Genomic DNA, 23,639 nt, shown 5'->3' on the forward strand with positions numbered 1-23,639 from the left:
CTTAATTTACTACATGGATAACAATATTTTTATTATAATTACAATTTTATTGTATTTGATTTTAGCAGTAATGTTATAGGAATAGACTAATTTTCCTTTTTTCAGATTATATGCAGTTACGTTAACAATTAGTGAGAAAAAGAATTATTTTCATCATAGATAAATTCAAACATTTATTGGTGCCTTAAACATAGATGAAATTTATTTTAATTAAAAGCTTTAACTAATACTTTCTTTGCCACTTAATTCCATATAAAAAAAGTGGTTTTTATCATGGGATAATATATTTTAAAAATCGGGTTTTATTCAAATTAATTAATAATCCTGTGAAACTGCTTTTATGCTATTTGTTAAATATAAAAAAACCGATATTCATTCCTAAATACCGGCTTTCATTTTATTCACAAAGACTATTATTGCAATGAGGGTGCTTGTACATTCGGATTTTCTTGCCCGAATCCCTTTAGGCCAACAACATGCACATGCTCATGTGTGCCAATCACTTTACGAACTAATTTATACGTCGTGCCTTTCTCTGGGCTAATATTTTCTGGTGCGGCAATAATCAATTGCATTTCAAGCCTATCGCACAGCTCAAATAACGTCGCAATAGATTTAGCATCTAATCGCGCAGCTTCATCTAAGAATAATAAACGACAAGGAATAATATCTTTCGCACGTAAACGACGAGACTCTTCTTCCCAGCTCTGTACGACCATCACTAAGATCGACATCCCAGTACCAATCGCTTCACCCGTTGATAACGCACCACTTTCCGCTTTTAGCCAGCCATCTGAACCTCTGTTCACCTCGACGTCTAACTCTAGGTAATTACGGTAATCAAGTAGTTCTTCACCTATCGTTTGTGGCAACCGCTGCCCAACATCCACTTGTGGGTTAAGGCGTTGATACAATTTCGCCATCGCTTCAGAGAATGTTAACCGTTGGCTGGTGAACAAGTCTTGATGCATTTCACTTTCTTCAGAAAGCACACTAAGTAACAATGCATGGCTTTCACGAATATTCACATTGAGGCGAACCCCTTTAACCTGGCCAAACGCCACCGCTTGCAGCCCTTGGTTTAGCATACGAATACGATTCTGCTCGCGCTGAATGGTTTTGCGAATAATATTCGCCACACTTTTTGAACTGATCGCCAATTTTTGCTCACGCGCTGTTAGCTCTTCTGTTAAACGCGCCAGTTCAATCTCCATTTGCTCGATTGCATCAATCGGGTCATCTGTACGAATAATATCTTGGCGAATACGTTCACGTAGGTGTTGGTATACCGCGATAAAGAATTTTATCTTCCGATCTGGGTGTTTTGGATCTTCAGATAAACGCAATACATCGCGTAAATGTTCGTTATCCGCAACCGCTAAACGCAGCGCACCCAAGGCTTTATCCGACATCGAACGTAAGCTATCACCGTCAGTATAGGCCAGCTCACGGCGATGTAGACGACGCTCAACGCCATTGTCTTTCACCAAGCGCATGACCGCACACCAACCTGCTTTTGCCGTCACGACCTGCTCACGCAGCATATAGTAGTCTTTTTCTAACTTACGAAGACGCTTCTGTAAGTTATCCATTTCAGCTTCACATAATGTCAGCTGTTTTTCTAACTGGTTAATACGACTACGATTTTCCATGACCCGCTGGTGCAATTCATCGCGTCGAATGCGAGCACGTTCTTGAGCATCAGGATCTGCTTTTACGCCAATCTCTTGCATTTCAACTTCGAGTTCTTTCAACATCTCTTGTTTGGTATCGAAAGAACTGCGTAACGAAGCGAGGACTTGATGGAACTGTGCACTTTGTGCTTGGTGCTGACGCAATTGTTCACGAGCACGTGTACGTTCAGTTTCCGCCTGCTCTAAACGTTGACGTAGTTTTTCATTCAAGTCCGCATTTTCATTCACCATCCCCGTTGAATCACTGTAACTAAAGTGAGCACGGCGCTGAACGACTTCGACTAATGCAAAAGCTTGTTGTTTAGCATTTTGTTGGCTGTGTTTTGCTGCCTCATAATCTTTACGTAATTGCTCATGTTGTTCAGGGTCACTGAGCAACACGGTCACAATCGGTTCTAATTTTTCTAACGCATGACCATGCTTATTCAGAAAATGCGCGGCTTCTTCCGCTTCCGTTAGCTCTTCGCTTATCTCTTCGACTCTGTCCACCAATGTTTCATCGAGTAATAACCCCATCTGAGGTAATAAGCGATTAAGAGCCGCAAGGCTTTCTTTGCCTTGTGCAAATTGTTGACGTTGTTGCTGAGTTTGCTCTTCAAACTGTACCAAAGCACGTTCAATTTCCGAACGTTTCTGATTAAGCGTACGAATTTCAGCTTCAGGATCATCTTCAAAGGCCACCGAAATATGTTGACCAATAAACCGACTGAATGCTTGGTGTGAACGCTGAATTTTCTGTACGTCAAATGACAGGTTCGCGTAACGCTCAGCCAGCTCATCACGCTCAGCAGTTAATGACTCTAAATGACTTTCACGAGCAGCACGACCAAACAAAGGCAATTCAGGATAACGAGAGTAACGCCATTGACGCTCAGACGAACGGACTAATACCGCACTTTCAAATTCTTGTGCATCAAAAACGCTGTCATCGAACGATTGAGGATCCCCTTCGATAAAATAAACATCATCAGGGCAATCTTGTAATGTTTCGAGCTGGCTACGGACCACAGATAAGTCTTGAACCACAATACCATGACGAGCAGGGCCATATAATGCAGAAAAATAAGCCGCATCTTCAATGGTAATATCATCATAAATTTCAGATAACAAAACACCATTAAAGCGCTCTGCCAACGCTAACATGCGGCCATCTTCCGCACCGCTTGGCTGGCTTAGCCGCTCAATTTGCTTTTCGAGATCTTTACGTTGCGCAGCAACTTCATCTCGTTCAACCGTTATTTCCCTTTCTTGTTCGAGGAGTTGCTGCATAAATTCAGTCACTGCAGTACTTGACTCAAACGTTTCATGAGATTGCTCATTAAGCTGTGTTAGTGCTTCTTGAGCCATAATCCATGCGGGAGCTTTAGATGAAAGTTGGCTAATACGCAGGCGAATTTGTTCCAATTCTTGGCGCATTTGCATCCGCCTTTCGCCACTCTCATTCACACCAACACTAAGTTCCTCTTGTTGTGCTTCCAGTTCAGCCATTAATGCGTCAAGCTCATCTGGCTCATAGCTTTGCCCATGACGTTTACAAAATTCCGCCAACATACGTTCTGCATTTTGCTGGCTATTCAAACGCTGTTGTAATTCAGAGAGTTGCATACGTAACGGTTGCACTCGCTCCGCTAAATGCTGTTGAGATGACCAATCACGTAATAATGTACGCGCTTGTTGGTATGCATCACTGCGGCTAACTTCCCCTATCATATTTTTAACTAATTGATAGGCTTGTTCAAATTGGCTATGAGCAGCATCCGCTACACTTATTTTTTGCTCAAGCGCTAATAACGTTTGAGTTGCTTGTTGCTCACGCGCTTCGAAGGTATCTAACCATTCATCTGCATTATCAATGGATAATTCAGGAAGTTGACACAATTCACGAGCACGCGTTAAAGCATGCAACGCTTGTTGGTACTGAATAGCGCGTGTTTGTTGCACATCCAAAGCTTGTTGGTAATCGGCGAGTTGATTTTTTAGTTCGTCAACTTCAATTTCAGCGGCTTCAGCTCGTGCTTCATATTCTTCTTGAGTTTCAGTCGCCTCAGCAACAACTTCACTTTGTTCTTCAAGACGATAAGTCAGTTCTTCGATGTCTGCTTGATAGCGATCGATTTTTTCTTGTTGACGCAGCGCGGCTTGCACTAAATTTAAATGGTCACTGGCTGCTTGGTAGTCCGCTTCTAATTCTGTAGAAGCCCCATTCTGCTCATTCAACTCACGCGCCATTTCGACACTGCGGACTTGTTCAATTCGCAATTGTTTACGGCTGGCTAATAGCTCATTGCGCGCAGCTAGTGCTGCATCAAGGTGAATGCGTCTTTCATTGGAATGGCGCATATAATCCGCAGAAACATAATCAGTCGCCTGGCTAATTAAATGTTTGAATAAGTCGCGGTCTGATTGAGTGACACGAATGGCTTCTAATGTTAAACGGTTTTCACGCAAAGCCGCTTCCATATCTTGGAATGCTTTACGTACCCCACTGTTTTCTGGCAATAAATAATCACGTAATGAGCGGGTGATTGCGCTAGAAATACCGCCATATAGTGACGCTTCAATCAGTCGATAATATTTGCTTCGATCACTCGCGGAGCGTAAACGTTTAGGTAAAACCCCTAATTCAAACAGGGTCGAATGGTAATCGGTAATTGAGCTAAACTGCTTAAATAAAACGCCTTCCTGTTCCTCAAGACGTTCTTTTAGTTCATTGAGTGGAATGACTTTGGCTTGTCGCCCATCGATAACTTCCGTCAATATTTCCGTTGGAACTGTCGCCAATGGAATGCCTTGTACCATAAATGGCTTAATATCAACTTTCTTATCGCGCCCAGCGACTTGCTGTAAACGCACACCCACCATGACACGCTGATGCTTCGAGTTTAATACATCCAAAATAGCGTAGCAGACACCTGGGCGTAATTTCCCGTGTAAGCCTTTATCCCGCGAACCAGATGTCGCACCGGCTTCCGTTGTGTTACGGAAGTGAAGTAAGGTTAAATCGGGGATCATTGCGGTAATAAACGCCGCCATTGTGGTTGATTTACCCGCACCATTACCACCCGATAACGTGGTCACTAATTCATCAAGGTCAAAGGTTCGGGCAAAAAAACCGTTCCAATTCACCAGCGTCAGTGAGCGAAATTTTCCGCGTTCAATCATTATTCTTCATCCTCATCACTTTCTGCCGGTTCTTGACTCTCTTCGCCATCCTCTTCATCACCATCTTTTAGTGATAATTCACCGTCAAGAGAGATAGCTTCACCATCACGGATCATCCTTAACTGTGCATCTTGTGGGTTATCACCACTGCGTACATCGGCACCAAAACGAAATACAGATTCGCTAATAATAAATTTACTTGAATCATTTTGCAGAAAATGCACCATTCCCAAACGGCGTAAGCGATTGAGCGATGTTCTTAATTTTTCCTGCAATTTTTGTTTATCTAGGTCAGAACCTGTCGAACGTTGATTAACAAATTTAAGTAATTTGCTTTCATCCGCTAATGATAACAATTCTTCAAATAACTCTTGTGAGGTAAAAATACCTTGGTTACTCAAGCGTTCAGGGCTGAGATAGAGATAACAAAGAATTTTTCCAACCATCATATCTAATTCAGATAACACGGAGCGAGGTATTAAGGTTGTTGAGCGCGGACGTAAATAAAAGAAACCTTCAGGGGCGCGAATTAGCTCTACGTTATACCGTGCATAAAATTGTTCTAATGCTTCCTGAAAATCCATTAAAAATGCGTGGTTATCAAGGTCATCAACACTAATATGGCGACCTGAACGCAATTGGCTGTCTAGCTCTGGAAAAATCGGGTTAGCTAATGCTTGAGCCAGCTTAACTGGCATAAATTGTTCAATATTTGTCGATGACATGTGCCTGTACCTTGGCTCCGTGATCATTAATAGCTTGCCATTCTGCCGGTAATCCCGCCAAATCAGCCTCTGCGATACCTAATTTAACAGCTTGGTCGATAATAATTCGAGCAACATCAAAATGACGTTTTTGTGGGTATTGCAGTAAGTAGTCATGCAACACACGGCCCACATCGAGTGGCCGCTGCTCTGTTTTATAAATGGCTAACTCAATTTCCATTAGCTCTGCAAGCTTGTCATTTAATTCACTAAACTCTTCAAATTCAAGCTCTGGGGGTAATTCACCCATGACTTCTTCATCATGCAACGCAAGCTCTTCATCACGCATATCGAATAATCGATCCGCATTGGCGTAAGTGAGTGCCCAAGGGCTATCAAGGTAATGCTGAACAGATTGACGTAACCGCTGAGAAAAAATTCTATTTTTGTCCATATCGATGGCCGTACGGATAAACTTATGAACATGACGATCATAACCAATCCATAAATCGATAGATTGTTGACCCCAGCTAACGATACGATCTAATTTATTTTGCAGGTCAAAAACCAGCCTATCCACTAAATCCGAGAACGCTGGCGCATTCATATTGGCTTCTTGAATACGTAATAAATTCGCTTGCAGTTTATCCCCTGCAGCTTCCAATGTGTCTTGCAACTCACGCAATGTACCTGATGTTTCTGAGAGTAATTGCTCACAGTTAGCGATAGCTGCCTGCCAGTCTTGATTTAATAATGCCGCAATATCTTCTTTTACTGAATTTTGTTGTTCATCCATAATGCGTTGCGATAAATCAATACTGTCAAAAATTTCAGCAACTGAATATTTTAGTGGAGCAAACACATAACGATGCCAATAAAATTCATCGCCCCCTTCCTCAGCAGCCTCAGCGGCACGTTGTAGTTCTCCAGCAACAATAGAAAGCTGCATGGAAAGTCTTAATGTTGAGAACTCTCGCTGACGAATATAATAATCGCTGATACCAATCCCCAAAGGGGTTAGGCGGTAAATTGCATTACCTTCAACAATGTCACTAGCAAAACGGTTAAATATCTTCTGGCGAACCATATCATTGATAGCATTATTGGCTCTTACCGCCAAAGATTCAGTCGTCTGTTCAAACCCTTTGCAAACCTCACGAAAGGCATCAATCAGCTCCCCTTCACTCATTTCACCATTGACTCTTTCACTGTTTAATACCGCTACCGCGAGCAAAAATGCTAAACGTTCAGCGGGAAGTGAAATCGAAAAATCATTTTTTCGTGCCCAAGACACAAGTTCAGGGACGGTCTGGGAAAAATCACTCATAAATCGTCCTTTTGTATTTGTTTGCGTGCCATGACATGAATATAACGCCCCATGCTAATATAGGGTTCTTCACGGCAATACTGCTGTTCTAATGCCAACAATGCCGGAAAATCTTTCTGCTGTAACTGCCGACTTTGTAAATAGTCATGGAATACCCTGACACCACTTTTACCGATAATTTGCATATTACACTCACCCAACCAAGCATCAACTTGATGAGGAAAAAGCGGTTTTTGTGGTGATAACGAGCGTTTACGACGACGTTGAATATGTGGCGTTGCAAGATGAAAATTTCCCAAAATTGCGTTACGCATCACCAAGCCATTTGCATTATAGAACATGACAGAAAATACGCCTTCAGGTCTAATTATATCTACCAGTTGTTCAATTGCATATTTTTGATCGCTAATCCATTCAAGTACTGCATGAAATAAAACAAGGTCAACCGGTTCATCAATATACTGAGCTATGTCTTGCGCTGCACAATGAATAAAACGCATGTTATCGCTTATGCCTTGTTCCTTGGCGAGTTCACCGGCGCGCTCCAACATCTCTTCGGATAAATCGCAAAGTATCACTTGATGTCCCATTTCGGCTAGTTTGCGTGAAAAATGCCCTTCTCCCCCGCCTGCATCAAGTATTTTTAGGGTTTTCCCTTCAAATTGGCTGCACAATAATTGAGTTAAATCTTGCCAAACTACCGCTTCTCGTATTTTTCCTTTTGTCGTTCCGTAGATATTTTTTGCAAATTTATCGACAATATCATCAAAGTTGCGGTCTGCCATGTGCTATCCGGTTGCCTATCATCTATTATTTAAAGCGGTTTATGCGCCAATTTGTCGCGAAAAAACGTAAAATGGTTGATTACACCCTGATACTGGGAAAATTAATGCTAACCAGAAATATTCTCACATTGTATTGCACTTATCACATACAATGCGAAGCGACAGTTAAAGCAGGAATTATAACAGATAATCGCTATATTTTTGCATAGTACTTTATTGTACTCAGCAAATTTCAATTTAGTGCTATTAAACACTAATTTGTTATTTTTACGCCAATTTAGCTGCTTTATTGCGTTTTTTTTCTGTAAACACCACCACAACGATTGTTCGATAACCCTTAAGAATAGGCTTAGTTATGTTATTTCTCTTAAAAAAATATATTGGTTCGCTATTGATGCCATTACCATTATTGCTCATCGTCGGGTTTATCGGGTTACTTTTGCTTTGGTTCACGCGCTGGCAACGTTGTGGGAAAGCATTTGCTACACTAAGTTTAGTTTTAATAACCCTATTAGGGTTACAGCCTATTTCAGATACTTTGCTTGCTCCTGCAGAAAAGCAATTTAATAAACGCTATGAACTTATCACTGAAACTCCACCTCAAGAGGTACGTTACATTGTTGTACTCGGAGGCGGTTTTACATATAACCCTGATTGGAGTCCAAGTTCTAACCTATTGAATAATAGCTTACCTAGAGTGACTGAAGGCGTCCGCCTTTATCTTAACCACCCCGGCAGTAAACTCATTTTCACTGGTGGTAAAGCAAGTAGCCCTATCAGCAGTGCCGAAGTTGCCGCACAAGTCGCTCAATCCTTGGGGGTTCCTGCACAGGATACGATCCCACTCACTGAACCCAAAGATACACAAGAAGAAGCTTATGAAGTTGAAAAAATTATTGGGAAATCGCCTTTTTTATTAGTAACTTCTGCTAACCATTTACCTCGAGCGATGACTATGTTTACTCAACGGGGAATGAACCCTTTCCCAGCCCCTGCAAATCAGTTAGTTATCACGAGTGAAATCAATCCATGGGAGAAATATATCCCTTCCTCGTATTACTTCGGTCATAGTGAACGTGCTTGGTATGAATTTCTTGGTACGCTTTGGTGGCATTTAAAACCCAATAATACACAAACGTTAGAAGAGCAACTTGCCACGCCTGAAGTTGTTACCGCTGAATAGTAACAAAAAAGGTGTAATCTATTGAGATTACACCTTTCATTTAGCTAAATCGCATATTGGCCATTCCCGCTATCAGGAAAATGCTGACTACGGAATAAATTGCTTTCTAACTAGTTCAAGATCTTCAGGGGTATCAACACCAGCGCCTGGCGTAGTTTTCGCAACATCCACATGAATTTTCTCTCCATACCAAAGCACCCTAAGTTGCTCTAACATTTCGATTTTTTCTAATGGACTTGCTTCCCACTTAATATAACGGCGAATAAACCCTGCACGATAGGCGTATATACCAATATGACGTAAAAAGGTATCACCTATCGTGTCTTGGCTTTTCGCAAAGTTGTCTCTATCCCAAGGAATCGTTGCCCGAGAAAAATACAATGCATAACCTTCGTGATCAATAACAACCTTCACAGCATTTGGGTTAAATGCTTCATGGGCATCATAAATAGGCACAGCTAGTGTCCCCATTTCAGCTTTGCTCCCCCGAAGGTTATGAGCAACTTGGCTAATAATCTCAGGTGGAATTAAAGGTTCATCACCTTGTACATTCACGATGATTTCATTGTCAGAGAAAGCGTAAGTATCAATAACTTCAGCCAATCTTTCAGTTCCAGATTGATGATCTGGATCCGTCATACAAGCTTCACCACCTGCTTCAATCACCGCTTTAGCAACATCAGAGTGATCTGTCGCAACTATCACTCGACTCGCCCCCGATTTAATAGCTTGCTCCATCACTCGAACAACCATCGGTTTGCCATGGATATCGGCCAAAGGTTTACCAGGTAGACGTGTTGACGCATAACGAGCAGGAATAATAACCGTAAACATGATGATTACTGGCCTTCATCTAATGAAACAGGGCGCGCTTCATTTTCTAGCAATACAGGAATGCCATCACGAATGGGATAGGCTAGATGATCAAACTTACAGATAAGTTCAAGGTTTTCTTTGTTATAACTCAATTTGCCGTGGCATACAGGACAGGCAACGATTTCAAGTAAACGGTGATCCATGTTTTCTCCCGAATGGATTTTAACTCACTTGGAGTCAGGATATCACATGCAGATATCACCGTTAACTTTAATCTTCCTGAATAAGATCTCCTGCAGGAGATGAGAGGATAAGCAGGAGAAATTGTTCTGTTTATTATTTAATAAGCAATAACGTCAGCTGCCGTTACGCCATCCGAATTACGAGTAACAGAGAACTCAACGTTTTGACCTTCGAATAATGATTTGATTTTTTTATTAGCAATTGACTTTGTTGTCACAAACACATCATCACCACCATTGAATGGGGAAATAAAACCATAACCTTCTTTTGCGTCAAACCATTTAACTCGACCCATATGTAATTGAAAATTCATATTAAAACTCCTTTTGTTCTGAGAACAATATTTTTTTTATCTTTGTATCATTACTCTTTCTTGCTTCCCATTTATAAATTGCCGATCTATTAATACATCAAAGAGTAATTAAACTTTACCAATTCATGCGCACAAATCATTGTGCATATTTTATAACGCTCATATATGTAGATTTCAGACACCGCAAATCTACTGCGAAGTTAACAGTCTATTTTGACATTATGATGACAAAACGTAGTGACAACGACTTTACAGTGTAGATTGTGCGAGGATATGAAGACTAACTAAAGAACGGAGCGTGAAATTTAAGCTAGTATAAAATCCAATTATCAATGTATTGCATCTAGATACATAATAAGTGGATCTATATCACATTGGCGATATTATTATCACAGAGAAACGTTATAGACAAGTTTTTTTGTTATTTGTGATAAGTTTTTTTATTCCGCTTAAGATTTTTTCAGCATCAGTTGTCTGTAATTGTGCTTGGACTGGCAGGAACCACCAATTAGGCTGAGCAAAAGCACGGCATTTCACCGCATCCTTTTCAGTCATTAATAAGTTTTGTTCATTTTTAACTAACCGTGAAAGCTGTTTTAATTCATATGACTGGTGGTCAGCAAAAGCATGAGTGTTAATGACGTCTACCCCTTTGTTTTCTAATGAGGTAAAAAAACGAGGTGGATGACCAATGCCTGCCATTGCGATAACCGCAGGTAATTGTGTAACCGCTCGTTTTTCCCCACTAACAAGGTTACAAGCAACATCACCTTCAAGGGCCATTAAGGCTTCATTTTCTTGAGCTTCACCGCCGTTAACAACAACAGCATTAACACTTTTCAAACGCCCAGCCCTTTCGCGCATAGGCCCTGCAGGTAACCACCAACCATTACCAAACCGACGTTGACCATCAATAACGACAATTTCGTAGTCACGTTGCAAAGCATAATGTTGCAACCCATCATCAGTAATAATCACATCTAATGGAAATTTCTCTAATAAGGCTTTAACTGCATCACTACGCTTGGGGGCAACCGCTACAGGAGATTTAGTACGATGAAAAATTAATACGGGCTCATCTCCTGCAACTTCAGTTGTCGTTGTTTCATCGAGTATCAGCGGGTACTTTTCAGATTTACCACCATAACCTCGAGAAACAACCCCTACACGGTAGCCTTCTTTAGTAAGTGATTCCACTAACCAGATAACAACAGGGGTTTTACCATTTCCCCCCGCTGTCAGGTTTCCAACCACTACTACTGGAATTGGGGCTTTCCATGAACGTTTTAGCCCGATTTTATAAACCATATCTCTAATTACCGTTACTAACCCATAAAGGAAAGATAACGGCAGTAATAAGAGATACAGCCATGATTTACCAGACCAAATACGTTCTATCATTGTTTAAATTGAATACTATGTAATTGTGAATATGCACCATCTTGAGCTAATAGCGATGCATGGTTACCACGTTCAATGATTCGTCCATCTTGTACAACTAATATTTCATCCGCATTTTCTATCGTCGATAACCGGTGGGCAATGACCAAAGATGTTCTATTTTTCTGTAACTCGTCGAGGGCCGCTTGAATAGCACGTTCAGACTCTGTATCTAGTGCAGACGTCGCCTCATCAAGAATAAGAATTGGAGCGTCACGTAGAAGTGCTCGAGCAATCGCTATTCTTTGACGTTGTCCGCCAGAAAGCATCACACCATTTTCGCCAATAACGGTATCTAGACCTTTTTCAAGTTTAGCAATGAAATCCATTGCATAGGCCATTTCTGCAGCTTTCTCTATTTGCTCACGACTGTAGCTACCATCTGTTGCATAAGCAATATTATTCGCTATCGTATCGTTAAATAGATAAACATGCTGAGAAACCAACGCGACTTGGCTACGTAATGAAGACAATGTGTATTCGCGGATGTCATGGCCATCAATTTGAATAGACCCTTCATCAATGTCATAAAAACGAGTAATCAAATTTGCAATTGTGGATTTACCTGAGCCTGATCGCCCAACTAGAGCAACTGATTTTCCTGCTGGCAAAGTAAACGAAACATCGTCTAACGCAGGATGCTCTTTGGTTGCATAGGTAAAGGTGACATGCTCAAATTTAATATCACCTTTAACTTCTTTAAGTACTTTGGTTCCGTTATCTTTCTCTTGTTCAGAATCTAAGATAGCAAATAAAGTTTGGCAAGCCGCCATACCACGTTGGAATTGAGAGTTAACATTCGTTAATGATTTTAACGGACGCATCAATGCAAACATTGATGAGAATACAACAGCAATTGTACCCGATGTTAATTCATCACGAATTTCAGGAAAACTCGCAGCATATAGAACAAATGCTAATGCAAATGATGCAATTAACTGAACAATAGGGTCTGAAATTGCTGAAGCGGTTACCATTTTCATATTTTGGCGGCGCATATTGTTACTGACTTTATTAAAACGTTCAGTCTCAACTTTCTGCCCACCAAAAATTAAAACTTCTTTATGGCCTTTTAACATTTGTTCAGCACTAGCCGTCACATGCCCCATACCCGTTTGCATATTTTTACTGATCTTACGAAAACGTTTGGAGACAATACGAATAGTGATTGATACAACGGGGGCGATCACGATTAAAATAAGGGAGAGTTGCCAGCTATAATAAAACATCATCGCAAACAACCCGATGATATAAGCACTTTCCCGAATAATTGTAATTAATGCCCCAGAAGAAGAGGATGCAACTTGTTCTGAGTCATAGGTAATCCTAGATAACAGTGTTCCTGTCGATTGCTGGTCAAAAAAACTAACCGGCATTCCCATCATATGACCAAATAATTTACGGCGCATGTTCATCACGACTTTACCTGCAACCCACGAAACACAATAGGTTGAAACAAAGCTAGACCCACCACGAACAACCATTAATCCTAACACCGCGAGCGGAAGCCATTTTAAAACGTCATTATCTGCCTTATCAAAGCCTTCATCCAATAAAGGTTTTAATAAAGAAATCATAAACGCGTCACCTGCTGCGTTTATGATAAGTGCTATTGCTGCAACGATTAAACCCGCTTTAAAAGGCGCTATTATTGGCCACAAGCGACGAAAAGTTTGTTTTGTCGAAAGGTCTTTATCATTCATACTTTTAATTACCAGACTTAATGTAAGCGCACTATTCTACTCGGGAAATAGCGGTAAGCCAAACCACAGATGATACCAGCGGGGCTGAATTTCATAGCGATAACGCGAAATCTGAATTTTTTCCTTTTTAAACCATAAAGTTAACTGCCCATCTTCTGCTGTATTTAACCATTTAATGTTACTATTTTTATATCTAAAATAGACTTTTGGAGATGGAATTTTCCATGCACTATACCTTGCTGATGATACTACCACCATTGAAGGTTGAACATTTCTTAACAATAAATCTGTTGATGAAGTGCTGCTTCCATGATGTGGAGCGAAAAGAAGAGTCGAACGTAATCGATTTTTGTACATTTCAACAAGTGATTTCTCCCCTTGTTTTTCGATATCCCCTGTTAATAAAATTTTATGGTAGCCATCCGTTAATTGAATGACACAAGAATCATTGTTATGCGATATTGGCGCTAACTTTTCAGGCCATAATACTTCAAAAGTTAATATTCCCCACCGCCATTTTTGACCTTTAAAACATGGAAGGTGAGCCATATTTTTTATCTTATTAAGTTTATTATTTTTTTTCCTGTATGCCGAAGTTTTTTGTGGCCCAAAACTACTTCTTACACTTAGCCATGGATATTGCTGGATTAAATAATTAGCCCCTCCAGTGTGATCTAAATGATTATGGCTTAAAATTACTCCAATTGGGGTTATATCATGATATTTAAGGAAAGGAATAATTTGACGCTGTGCATTGCTATCCCCTTTCCATGCATTACCTGTATCATAGAGTAATGCCACATTATTTTGTTCTATCACAACTGCCAAACCGTGTCCGATATCTAATACCGTCATTCTCCAGCCTTCTTTGAATTGTTTACCACTTCCCCTTTCTAAGAAAATCAAAATAACCACACAACTAACAAGCCCGAAATAACGCTTATACCACTTAAATAAAACGACAATGATACTTAGCCAACATATTAAGAATAAATAATAGGGGACATTGATGAATTCTGACCAAAAAGTACTTAAATAAGGTAATGGTTTTAGTCCTAAGGCTATAACGCTATCTATCACATATAAAAGCGACTGCTGAACTACTTCTATTGGCACTAAAAATACGACAAAAATAGCAGGAACAACACACCAGGAAACGAGCGGGACAAACCAAAGGTTAGCCACTAAACCCATTATGTTAATACCATTAAATATGATAAGTTGCATTGGAATAAGTAATACTAGTAAGCCAATTTGTAAGTGTATTAATCCTATAATTTTTCCCTGAACACCTTTAGCTAAATGATATGGTAGTGGAAATATCGATAACCAATAAAGAATGGCTAGAACAGCGAAACTAGACAACCAAAAACTATCTGACAAAATCGCCAATGGATCAAATAATAATATTCCCGCTATACTCCAAAGAGCCCATTGCCAAACAAAATACCTTGCTGGTTTATTTTTAATATATATCCATAATAGTAAGGCAAATAATGCTCGAGTCGCAGGGATAGCAAACCCCGAGATCCACGCATAAAAAACAGCTAACCCCAAACCTATTACTGTTGGTAGTATTTCATTGATATATTTTATTGGTAAAAAATATTGAATTCCTCGAGTAATAAAAATGCCAAACAAGTAAGCTAAGCCAATATGCAAACCTGATATGGCCATTAAATGTGTTAAGCCCGTTTTCTGTAGTAAATAGGCTTGATCTGCGGCTAATAAACTTCTATCACCAAACATTAACCCATAAATAACTCCTTTATTAGACAATGGATTAATTAGTTCCATGTAGTTATAAATGATTTTTTGCCTTACAGAACACCTCATTTGTAATGGTTTTACTTTTTGGCTTTTCAAAACTCCTATAATTCTATTAGCTAAATAGTAGCGTTGTAGATTAAATCCACCTTCATTTAGTGAGCTGTGCAATGGCCTTACTTTACCATTGATTCGCCAAGATTGCCCTGCGCAAACAGATTCTTTTGTTTTCCATGTAGCATATAAAGGCGGAAAAACAATACGGTTGTTAATTTTTTCAATACGTACTTTGATTTTTTGCTCTTTGTTATTCAAAGGAGTACCAATAATAACCACATCAATATCATTATTTTGGTTAGATAGATAATTAACATGATTAATAATGTTAACTCCATGCCAATTACCCCACAGGAAAAACATAATAATTAATGCTAAAAATTTACCTAACTTACCAAATACAAAAAACATTATTATCAACGTAAAAAATAAAAAAACAAATAACAATTCACTCAACATTATAATTTTAGGTAAAAATAAAAGTGGTAACGTACCAAAAATCAATGCAATAGAAGCCATTGTTATCGAAACAGATAAACTTTTACTAAAGATTGAATTATATTTTTTGAGTCGATTGTTTAGCCATCTTATTATGTAGATGATATTTTCTATCAATTTTTGTATCCCTACATAGCATTTATTCGCTTTAGTTTATTTATTTCTATTATTTTTTTAAAGTTTCCTTCTTTTATTTTACGTAGCGCTTTCCAATATATTTTTCACCGACAAAAAAGTACATATTCGTTTGCGAGGAGCTTCGCAAAATATGGATATACCACTCAATATGGTTTTGAATTGGTTTTAATATTTTTTATAAATATAGAGAGGTGTTGGTGTTGGTGTTGGTGTTGGTGTTGGTGTTGGTTAGATATAAAAAACAGTGCCGTATAGAATACAAGCACTGTTTTGATGTAATAATTAAGATTTACAGCCTAATTATTGGCCGTAAATATTTACACGATCACGTAATTCTTTACCTGGTTTAAAATGAGGAACATATTTACCTTCTAGTTCCACTTTATCACCAGTTTTCGGGTTACGGCCAACGCGTGGAGCACGGTAGTGAAGAGAAAAACTGCCGAAACCACGGACTTCAATACGTTCACCGTTAGCTAACGTATCCGCCATATGCTCAAGAATTTCCTTTACAGCTTCCTCAACGGTTTTTGCTGAAAGATGAGACTGCTGGCTAGCCAGTCTTTCAATTAATTCAGACTTGGTCATAGTACCTCCCTAAACTACCGTTACAAAGGGACAACACTACTGTTGTCCCCACTTAATTATTCGCCTTTAGCTGCTTTGAAAGCTTCAGCCATAGCATTGTTGCCGAATGCTGTATCTTCTTGTTTGTTCACAGCTGCGACAGCGTCTTTCTCATCAGCTTCGTCTTTAGCGCGAACAGACAGGTTGATTACACGGTTTTTACGATCAACACCAGTGTATTTAGCTTCAACATCATCACCAACGTTCAGAACCAGAGTTGCATCTTCAACACGGTCACGTGAAGCTTCTGATGCACGCAGGTAACCTTCAACGCCCAGTGTCAGCTCAACAGTTGCACCTTTAGCATCAACTGCGATTACTTTACCAGTCACGATTGCGCCTTTCTTAGTTGCTGCTAAGTAGTTATTGAATGGATCTTCAGCTAACTGTTTAACACCTAAAGAAATACGCTCACGCTCTGCGTCGACTTGCAGAACAACAGCTGCGATTTCATCACCTTTTTTGTATTCACGAACTGCTTCTTCGCCTGCAACGTTCCAGGAGATGTCAGACAGGTGAACCAGGCCATCGATGCCGCCGTCCAGACCAATGAAGATACCGAAGTCAGTGATAGACTTGATTTTACCTTCAACGCGGTCGCCTTTGTTGTGAGTCTCAGCAAATTGCTGCCATGGGTTAGATTTGCACTGTTTCAGGCCCAGTGAGATACGACGACGTTCTTCATCGATATCCAGAACCATAACTTCAACAACATCACCAACGTTAACAACTTTAGATGGGTGAATGTTTTTGTTAGTCCAATCCATTTCTGAAACGTGAACCAGACCTTCAACGCCTTCTTCGATTTCTACGAAGCAGCCATAGTCAGTCAGGTTAGTAACGCGACCAGTCAGTTTAGTACCTTCTGGGTAACGTTTAGCGATTGCGACCCAAGGATCTTCGCCCAGTTGTTTCAGACCCAGAGAAACACGAGTGCGCTCACGGTCGAATTTCAGAACTTTAACATTGATTTCATCACCAACGTTGACGATTTCGCTTGGGTGTTTAACACGTTTCCAAGCCATGTCAGTGATATGCAGCAGGCCGTCAACACCGCCCAGATCAACGAATGCACCGTAGTCAGTAAGGTTCTTAACGATACCTTTAACTTCCATGCCTTCTTGCAGATTTTCCAGCAGTTGATCGCGCTCAGCGCTGCTTTCAGATTCAATTACAGCACGACGAGAAACAACAACGTTGTTGCGTTTCTGATCCAGCTTGATTACTTTGAACTCAAGCTCTTTGCCTTCCAAGTGAGTAGTATCACGAACTGGACGTACATCAACCAGTGAACCTGGTAAGAACGCACGAATACCGTTCAGTTCAACAGTGAAACCACCTTTAACTTTACCGTTGATAACACCAGTTACAGTTTCAGCTTCTTCGTAAGCTTTTTCCAGCATCAGCCATGCTTCATGACGTTTAGCTTTCTCACGAGACAGGATAGTTTCACCGAAACCATCTTCTACTGCATCCAGAGCTACATCGATTTCATCGCCAACTTGGATTTCTAGCTCACCCTGAGCATTTTTGAACTGTTCTACTGGGATAGCAGATTCTGATTTAAGACCTGCGTCAACAAGGACTACGTCTTTATCGATGGCAACAACAGTACCACGGACGATAGAACCAGGACGAGTTTCAATATTCTGCAGGGATTCTTCAAAGAGTTGAGCAAAAGATTCAGTCATATTAATGATCTTCAAGAGTTTTAAATTAACGTCCACTTAGCTTCCCGCCAAATGGGGTTGTTTCACATACCCCACAACATTCCATGTCGCAAGGTTGATGCTATGCTAATAATATAATCACATAGCGATAACTGCGTATATTATCTAATTATAAGCTAAAATAAAGCCTATTATCACGATAATTGTAGAATTTTTTTTGCATAGGTGTGTGCTTTTTCAATAACTTCCCCAATAGACATACTTGTGGAATCCAGCACTAATGCGTCTTTCGCGGCAATAAGGGGGGCAACAGAACGGTTACGATCACGAAAATCACGTTCTTCAATTTCGCTCAAAAGACGTTCAAAATTAACATCAAAACCTTTCTCTTGCAACTGCTTCATCCGCCGATGAGCCCGTTCTTCAGCTGAGGCATCAAGAAAAATTTTTACTGGTGCATCGGGGAAAACCACCGTTCCCATATCACGGCCATCAGCAATAAGCCCAGGTAGTGTTCTAAATGCACGTTGGCGTCGAAGTAAAGCTTCACGTACGCGAGGAAAAGTTGCTGTTTGGGATGCCGTATTTCCTACTGTTTCGGTTCTAATTTGATTTGAAACATCTTCCCCTTCCAGAATGACTTTCAGTACATTGTCTTCAGGAACAAATTTCACATCTAAATTTGCAGCCAAAGGAACTAACGCATCTTCGGATTGGATATCAACATTGTGATGTAACGCAGCTAACGCTAATACACGATAAATTGCGCCTGAGTCTAAAAGTTGCCACCCAAATTCGTTTGCTAATGCTTGGCAAAGTGTACCTTTACCTGCTCCGCTTGGTCCATCAACGGTGATTACAGGGGCTATCGCCACCATAAAAAATCTCCTTTTCTGCAAATAGCCGAGCTACCCGCAATTAAAATCTGTGAAAGTATTATACCAATTCAGTAGATTTGTGAAATAAGCAGGTTCTGATGATTGCTAAAAAATAAGAAAAAATTGATATTTGAACCATAAAAATTAGGTTGATATCAAACAAAGTAATATCAACCTAATCAATAAATTAATGACTTAAACGTGCCAGCTGTTCGAAGTAATCAGGAAATGTTTTTGCCGTGCAGCCCGGATCCAAAATTGTTACTGGCGTATCTGATAACGCAACTAATGAAAAACACATCGCAATACGATGGTCGTTATAGGTTTCAATTACAGCATGCTGTAATTTTTTCGGTGGAACCACACGAATATAATCATGCCCTTCTTCCACTTCAGCACCAACTTTTCTCAGCTCTGTCGCCATCGCATATAACCTGTCGGTCTCTTTTACTCGCCAGTTATAGATATTACGTATCACTGTTTCGCCTTCAGCAAATAGAGCGACGGTGCCAATAGTCATTGCCGCATCAGGAATCGCATTCATATCCATGTCAATGCCCGTCAATGTTCCGCGTTCACATTCAACGTAGTCATCACCCCAACGAATAGTCGCGCCCATTTTTTCTAATACGTTGGCAAATTTAGTGTCCCCTTGCAAACTATTGCGCCCAATTCCTGTTACACGCACTACGCCCCCCTTAATGGCGGCCGCAGCGAGGAAATAAGACGCTGATGAAGCATCACCTTCCACTAAATATTCGCCTGGTGATTGGTATTGTTGCTGCCCTTTGATAACGAAATATTCATATTGATGATTTTCGACATTAACACCGAACGTTTTCATTAATGCTAATGTGATATCAATGTAAGGTTTGGAGACTAACTCGCCAATAATTGTAATTGTTGTGTCTTGCTCTGCACGTGGAGCCGCCATTAACAGCGCAGTTAAAAACTGGCTGGAAACAGACCCATCGACTGAAATTTGACCACCGATAAAACCACCTTTTAAACGTAGTGGCGGGTAGTTTTCTTGTTCCAAATATTCAATCTCTGCACCACCTTCCATTAATGCATCGACCAAGTGCCCAATTGGGCGCTCTTTCATGCGAGGCTCACCCGTTAAAATAATATTATTACGGCTTAGTGATAGTGCTGCAGTCAGTGGGCGCATTGCCGTTCCCGCATTGCCTAAAAATATTTCTAGCTCATCTGGATGAGATAAATTTCCGCCTAAACCTTCCACACGACAACGTGTTTTATCTTCAGACAGTTGGTAGCTAACACCTAACTGGGTTAATGCATTCAGCATATGGCGAATATCATCACTGTCCAATAAATTAGTGAGTGTGGTCGTTCCTTTAGCCATCGCTGCTAATAACAGTGCGCGGTTTGAGACACTTTTTGACCCTGGCAAATTAATTGTGCCGTTAATTGAAGGAATAGGTTGTAATGTCAGGGATTGCATAAAAAGCAGTTTCTCCAGTGAAGTTTGCAAGTAAATAAAATTTGGCTCTATTTTCTTTTAAGTCAAATGCTAAGAGCACAAATAACCGACTGAACATCCTATTTCAGTCGGCAAATCTCGTTATTGAGCGTTATGACGTTCGAAATCAGCCATAAAATCAACCAAAGCCTGAACTCCCGCTAATGGCATCGCATTATAGATTGATGCGCGCATACCACCAGCCACTTTGTGGCCTTTCAGCGAAAGTAAGCCTTGTTCTTTGGCTTCGTCAATAAATTTCGCATCAAGGGCTGGATTTTGCATTTGGAACGGTACATTCATCCAAGAACGGTTTTGAACTGCAACACGGTTAATATAGAACTGGCTATCATCAATTGCATTGTAGAGTAATTGTGATTTTTCATAATTACGCTTAGCCATTTCTTGCAAACCGCCTTGCTCTTTTAACCATTTGAAGACCATACCTGCGAGATACCAAGCGAAAGTCGGTGGAGTATTAAACATTGAATCATGTTTTGCTAATACCGTGTAATCAAATACGGATGGAGTCTGAGGTGAAGCTTTACCGAGTAGGTCTTCTCGGATAATAACGATAGTTAGTCCTGCTGGCCCAATATTTTTTTGAGCCCCTGCATAAATTACACCATAACGGCTTACATCAATCGGTTTAGATAAGATAGAAGAGGAATAGTCAGCAACAATAATTTTATCTTCAGGGAAGTCAGGTTCCTCATGAATAGCTAAACCGCCTATGGTTTCATTTGGGCAATAATGGACATAAGCTGCATCATCACTTAATGGCCATTCTTTCATGGGTTTTAAACTCACTACACCGTCTTTTTCTTCAGTAATTTGAATCACATTAGGAGAGCAGTATTTTTCAGCTTCTTTTGCTGCAGACTCGGACCAATAGCCGCTTACAATATAGTCTGCTGTCGTTTTATCACCTAATAAATTCATTGGTAACGTTGCAAAATGGGCCCGTGCCCCGCCGTGACAAAATAAAACTTTATAGTTATCAGGGATGTTTAATAAATCACGTAGATTTTGCTCTGCTTCTGTTGCCACTTCGACAAAGTCTTTTCCGCGGTGACTCACTTCCATCACAGAAACGCCTAACCCCTTCCAATTACAAAATTCTTGTTCAGCACGACGCATGACTTCAACAGGTAGCATAGCTGGACCTGCACTGAAATTATAAACCTGACTCATTGACCTCACCCTATCCATCTTCAATTATGGTTAATAAAATTCACTCAGATAGTTAAAGTTGTACCACTCCAAGCCTTTAGCTGCAACGGTTATTGTCAGCAAGTCCAAAAAAGAAAGAGGGGTTATTTTTTGATAATGAGGAAAAGAATTTTGTTAATCTTGTCACACTCTCAACAAGCATCATTTTATGGAGAAATTAACAATAAATAAGCGATAATATCCCGAATTACGTCATTGCGCTGTATTTCGGGATATTCATTGAATATGTCTTTTATTGAGGATTAAAAATTAGCGAATAACTTTGCTTACGATTTCAATCGCTTCTTTTTCTATTTGACGTAAATGCTCTTCACCACGGAAACTTTCACAATAAATTTTATAGGCTTCTTCCGTGCCTGATGGCCTTGCTGCAAACCAGCCATAATCCGTCATGATTTTTAAACCGCCGATTGGTGCATTGTTACCTGGCGCAGCGGTTAAACGCTGTGTAATTTTATCTCCCGCCAATGTATCTGCTGCAACCATTTCAGGTGATAATTTACTTAGCTTTACTTTTTCTTCGTGAGTGGCTTTCGCTTGGATACGGTTATAAATCGGCGCGCCGAATTTCTTAGCGAGATTATTATAACGTTGTTGAGGATTTTCACCTGTAACAGCCGTAATTTCAGCTGCGAGTAGGCAAAGAATGATACCGTCTTTATCCGTTGACCACGGTGTGCCATCAAATTTTAAGAACGATGCTCCAGCGCTTTCTTCGCCACCAAAACCTAATTTACCGCTAAATAAGCCATCAACAAACCATTTGAACCCTACAGGTACTTCGACTAGTTCACGACCGATGTCATTAACCACACGGTCAATCATGGCGCTCGAGACCAATGTTTTTCCGACCGCAACATCTTTACCCCATTGAGGACGATGTTGAAATAAATAATCAATAGCAACAGCAAGATAGTGATTTGGATTCATTAAACCATCTGGCGTGACGATGCCATGACGGTCGTAATCTGGGTCATTGGCAAACGCAAGATCAAATTTTTCTTTCATCCCAAGCAAACCCGCCATCGCCCAACTGGATGAGCAATCCATGCGAATAACACCATCATGGTCAAGTGGCATAAAGCGGAAAGTTTGGTCGAGTTGGTCGTTTACGATTTCAATATCGAGTTGATAATATTCTGCAATTTTTTTCCAATATTCAATACCGGAGCCGCCTAGAGGGTCAACACCAATTTTTAAACCTGACTTAGCAATTGCTTGCATATCAACAACATCACCCAATGCACAGACATAAGGCATGATTAAGTCTTGCTGGGTCACATATTCGCTTGTCATTGCTGTATCAAAACTGACTCGTTTTACACCTTCGAGGTTATTGGCTAGCAATTGGTTGGCATTTTTCTCAATCACAGAGGTTAAATCGGTATCAGCCGGCCCGCCATTTGCTGGGTTGTATTTAATACCGCCATCTTCAGGTGGGTTATGTGATGGTGTAATCACAATGCCATCTGCAATATCTTGGTGTGATTGGTTATAACTTAAGATAGCGTGAGAGATAGCTGGAGTTGGAGTAAACCCATTATTCTCCTGAACAATAACATGAACCTGATTTGCCGCTAACACTTCAACCACAGTCATAAATGCCGCTTCTGATAACGCATGGGTGTCTTTGCCCACAAAGCAAGGGCCTGTTACGCCTTGCTTTTTGCGTAAATCAGCAATTGCTTGTGCAATGGCTAGTATATGGTTTTCATTAAAGTTTTTACGCAATGAGCTACCGCGATGCCCTGATGTTCCAAACTTAACAGCCTGAGATGCATTTCCAGGTTGTGGTTGCTGCGTATAATATTGAGCGGTTAATTGAGCGACATTGATCAAGTCACTTTGAAACGGAAGCTGCCCTGCACGTTCATGTATTGTCACTTGTTTTCTCCCAAAGCACTGATGCTTTGTTATC

The 23,639-nt window shown here is 40.3% G+C and carries 17 protein-coding genes; 1 reads left to right on the forward strand and 16 read right to left on the reverse strand.

Annotated elements, in window-relative coordinates:
• Positions 1-413: 413 nt before the first annotated feature.
• The 4 genes from mukB to cmoM are packed head-to-tail and all read right to left on the reverse strand — an operon-like array spanning position 414 to position 7,672.
• Positions 414-4,856 carry a chromosome partition protein MukB gene (gene mukB, locus ACU696_RS16655; RefSeq protein WP_196723969.1) on the reverse strand — a complete coding sequence of 1,481 codons (4,443 nt, stop codon included), beginning with the start codon at positions 4,854-4,856 and terminating at the stop codon, positions 414-416.
• The gene (gene mukE, locus ACU696_RS16660; protein WP_004909591.1) at positions 4,856-5,581 is read right to left on the reverse strand and encodes a chromosome partition protein MukE; all 726 of its coding nucleotides are present in this window, start codon (positions 5,579-5,581) and stop codon (positions 4,856-4,858) included. The genes mukB and mukE overlap by 1 nt, the downstream gene beginning before the upstream one ends.
• The gene (gene mukF / locus ACU696_RS16665) at positions 5,562-6,887 is read right to left on the reverse strand and encodes a chromosome partition protein MukF (protein ID WP_109911049.1); all 1,326 of its coding nucleotides are present in this window, start codon (positions 6,885-6,887) and stop codon (positions 5,562-5,564) included. Before mukF ends, mukE begins: the two co-directional genes overlap by 20 nt.
• Entirely contained in the window at positions 6,884-7,672 is a 789-nt protein-coding gene (gene cmoM, locus ACU696_RS16670; protein ID WP_004909582.1) for a tRNA uridine 5-oxyacetic acid(34) methyltransferase CmoM, read from the reverse strand. The genes mukF and cmoM overlap by 4 nt, the downstream gene beginning before the upstream one ends.
• Before the next feature lie 355 nt (positions 7,673-8,027).
• Here cmoM and elyC point away from each other — a divergent pair, with 355 nt between their 5' ends.
• The gene (elyC, locus tag ACU696_RS16675; RefSeq protein ID WP_117162081.1) at positions 8,028-8,855 is read left to right on the forward strand and encodes an envelope biogenesis factor ElyC; all 828 of its coding nucleotides are present in this window, start codon (positions 8,028-8,030) and stop codon (positions 8,853-8,855) included.
• A gap of 87 nt (positions 8,856-8,942) precedes the next feature.
• Here elyC and kdsB read toward each other — a convergent pair whose 3' ends face one another.
• The 12 genes from kdsB to pgm form a co-directional block, all read right to left on the reverse strand.
• Positions 8,943-9,689 (reverse strand): 3-deoxy-manno-octulosonate cytidylyltransferase, encoded by a 747-nt coding sequence (gene kdsB, locus ACU696_RS16680; protein WP_117162082.1) that lies wholly within the window; start codon positions 9,687-9,689, stop codon positions 8,943-8,945.
• Positions 9,690-9,694: 5 nt separating this feature from the next.
• Positions 9,695-9,874, reverse strand: a complete 180-nt coding sequence (locus ACU696_RS16685; RefSeq protein WP_004256203.1) for a Trm112 family protein — start codon at positions 9,872-9,874, stop codon at positions 9,695-9,697.
• A 137-nt stretch (positions 9,875-10,011) separates the two neighbouring features.
• Complete coding sequence (locus tag ACU696_RS16690) at positions 10,012-10,227, reverse strand: cold-shock protein (protein ID WP_004909576.1); 216 nt, start codon at positions 10,225-10,227, stop codon at positions 10,012-10,014.
• 402 nt (positions 10,228-10,629) lie between these two features.
• Positions 10,630-11,628 carry a tetraacyldisaccharide 4'-kinase gene (gene lpxK, locus ACU696_RS16695; protein ID WP_004909572.1) on the reverse strand — a complete coding sequence of 333 codons (999 nt, stop codon included), beginning with the start codon at positions 11,626-11,628 and terminating at the stop codon, positions 10,630-10,632.
• Positions 11,625-13,370: a lipid A ABC transporter ATP-binding protein/permease MsbA gene (msbA, locus tag ACU696_RS16700; RefSeq protein WP_123382110.1), complete on the reverse strand. Its 1,746-nt coding sequence runs from the start codon at positions 13,368-13,370 to the stop codon at positions 11,625-11,627. Before msbA ends, lpxK begins: the two co-directional genes overlap by 4 nt.
• 36 nt (positions 13,371-13,406) lie before the next feature.
• Complete coding sequence (locus ACU696_RS16705; RefSeq protein WP_245211112.1) at positions 13,407-15,809, reverse strand: DNA internalization-related competence protein ComEC/Rec2; 2,403 nt, start codon at positions 15,807-15,809, stop codon at positions 13,407-13,409.
• Positions 15,810-16,130: 321 nt separating this feature from the next.
• Positions 16,131-16,418: an integration host factor subunit beta gene (gene ihfB / locus ACU696_RS16710; RefSeq protein WP_004256221.1), complete on the reverse strand. Its 288-nt coding sequence runs from the start codon at positions 16,416-16,418 to the stop codon at positions 16,131-16,133.
• Between the two features lie 56 nt (positions 16,419-16,474).
• Positions 16,475-18,148, reverse strand: a complete 1,674-nt coding sequence (gene rpsA / locus ACU696_RS16715) for a 30S ribosomal protein S1 (protein ID WP_004909559.1) — start codon at positions 18,146-18,148, stop codon at positions 16,475-16,477.
• A 173-nt stretch (positions 18,149-18,321) separates the two neighbouring features.
• Positions 18,322-19,005, reverse strand: coding sequence for a (d)CMP kinase (cmk, locus tag ACU696_RS16720; RefSeq protein ID WP_209101245.1), 684 nt, complete (start codon positions 19,003-19,005; stop codon positions 18,322-18,324).
• Positions 19,006-19,192: 187 nt separating this feature from the next.
• A complete protein-coding gene (aroA, locus tag ACU696_RS16725; protein ID WP_164528984.1) occupies positions 19,193-20,470 on the reverse strand; it encodes a 3-phosphoshikimate 1-carboxyvinyltransferase in 1,278 nt (425 codons plus the stop codon).
• 120 nt (positions 20,471-20,590) lie between these two features.
• Positions 20,591-21,682, reverse strand: coding sequence for a 3-phosphoserine/phosphohydroxythreonine transaminase (serC, locus tag ACU696_RS16730; RefSeq protein ID WP_164528985.1), 1,092 nt, complete (start codon positions 21,680-21,682; stop codon positions 20,591-20,593).
• A 288-nt stretch (positions 21,683-21,970) separates the two neighbouring features.
• Complete coding sequence (pgm, locus tag ACU696_RS16735) at positions 21,971-23,605, reverse strand: phosphoglucomutase (alpha-D-glucose-1,6-bisphosphate-dependent) (protein ID WP_109911043.1); 1,635 nt, start codon at positions 23,603-23,605, stop codon at positions 21,971-21,973.
• Positions 23,606-23,639 lie beyond the last annotated feature (34 nt).

It is taken from the genome of Providencia sp. PROV_01 (genome assembly GCF_053098325.1).

Excerpts from the sequence above, each read along its gene's own strand:
- mukE (WP_004909591.1), bottom strand. The coding sequence starts at position 5,581 with ATGTCATCGACAAATATTGAACAATTTATGCCAGTTAAGCTGGCTCAA.
- ACU696_RS16685 (WP_004256203.1), bottom strand. The coding sequence starts at position 9,874 with ATGGATCACCGTTTACTTGAAATCGTTGCCTGTCCTGTATGCCACGGC.
- mukB (WP_196723969.1), bottom strand. The coding sequence starts at position 4,856 with ATGATTGAACGCGGAAAATTTCGCTCACTGACGCTGGTGAATTGGAAC.
- aroA (WP_164528984.1), bottom strand. The coding sequence starts at position 20,470 with ATGCAATCCCTGACATTACAACCTATTCCTTCAATTAACGGCACAATT.
- msbA (WP_123382110.1), bottom strand. The coding sequence starts at position 13,370 with ATGAATGATAAAGACCTTTCGACAAAACAAACTTTTCGTCGCTTGTGG.
- cmk (WP_209101245.1), bottom strand. The coding sequence starts at position 19,005 with ATGGTGGCGATAGCCCCTGTAATCACCGTTGATGGACCAAGCGGAGCA.
- cmoM (WP_004909582.1), bottom strand. The coding sequence starts at position 7,672 with ATGGCAGACCGCAACTTTGATGATATTGTCGATAAATTTGCAAAAAAT.
- elyC (WP_117162081.1), top strand. The coding sequence starts at position 8,028 with ATGTTATTTCTCTTAAAAAAATATATTGGTTCGCTATTGATGCCATTA.
- mukF (WP_109911049.1), bottom strand. The coding sequence starts at position 6,887 with ATGAGTGATTTTTCCCAGACCGTCCCTGAACTTGTGTCTTGGGCACGA.
- kdsB (WP_117162082.1), bottom strand. The coding sequence starts at position 9,689 with ATGTTTACGGTTATTATTCCTGCTCGTTATGCGTCAACACGTCTACCT.
- rpsA (WP_004909559.1), bottom strand. The coding sequence starts at position 18,148 with ATGACTGAATCTTTTGCTCAACTCTTTGAAGAATCCCTGCAGAATATT.
- ihfB (WP_004256221.1), bottom strand. The coding sequence starts at position 16,418 with ATGACCAAGTCTGAATTAATTGAAAGACTGGCTAGCCAGCAGTCTCAT.
- lpxK (WP_004909572.1), bottom strand. The coding sequence starts at position 11,628 with ATGATAGAACGTATTTGGTCTGGTAAATCATGGCTGTATCTCTTATTA.
- serC (WP_164528985.1), bottom strand. The coding sequence starts at position 21,682 with ATGAGTCAGGTTTATAATTTCAGTGCAGGTCCAGCTATGCTACCTGTT.
- ACU696_RS16690 (WP_004909576.1), bottom strand. The coding sequence starts at position 10,227 with ATGAATTTTCAATTACATATGGGTCGAGTTAAATGGTTTGACGCAAAA.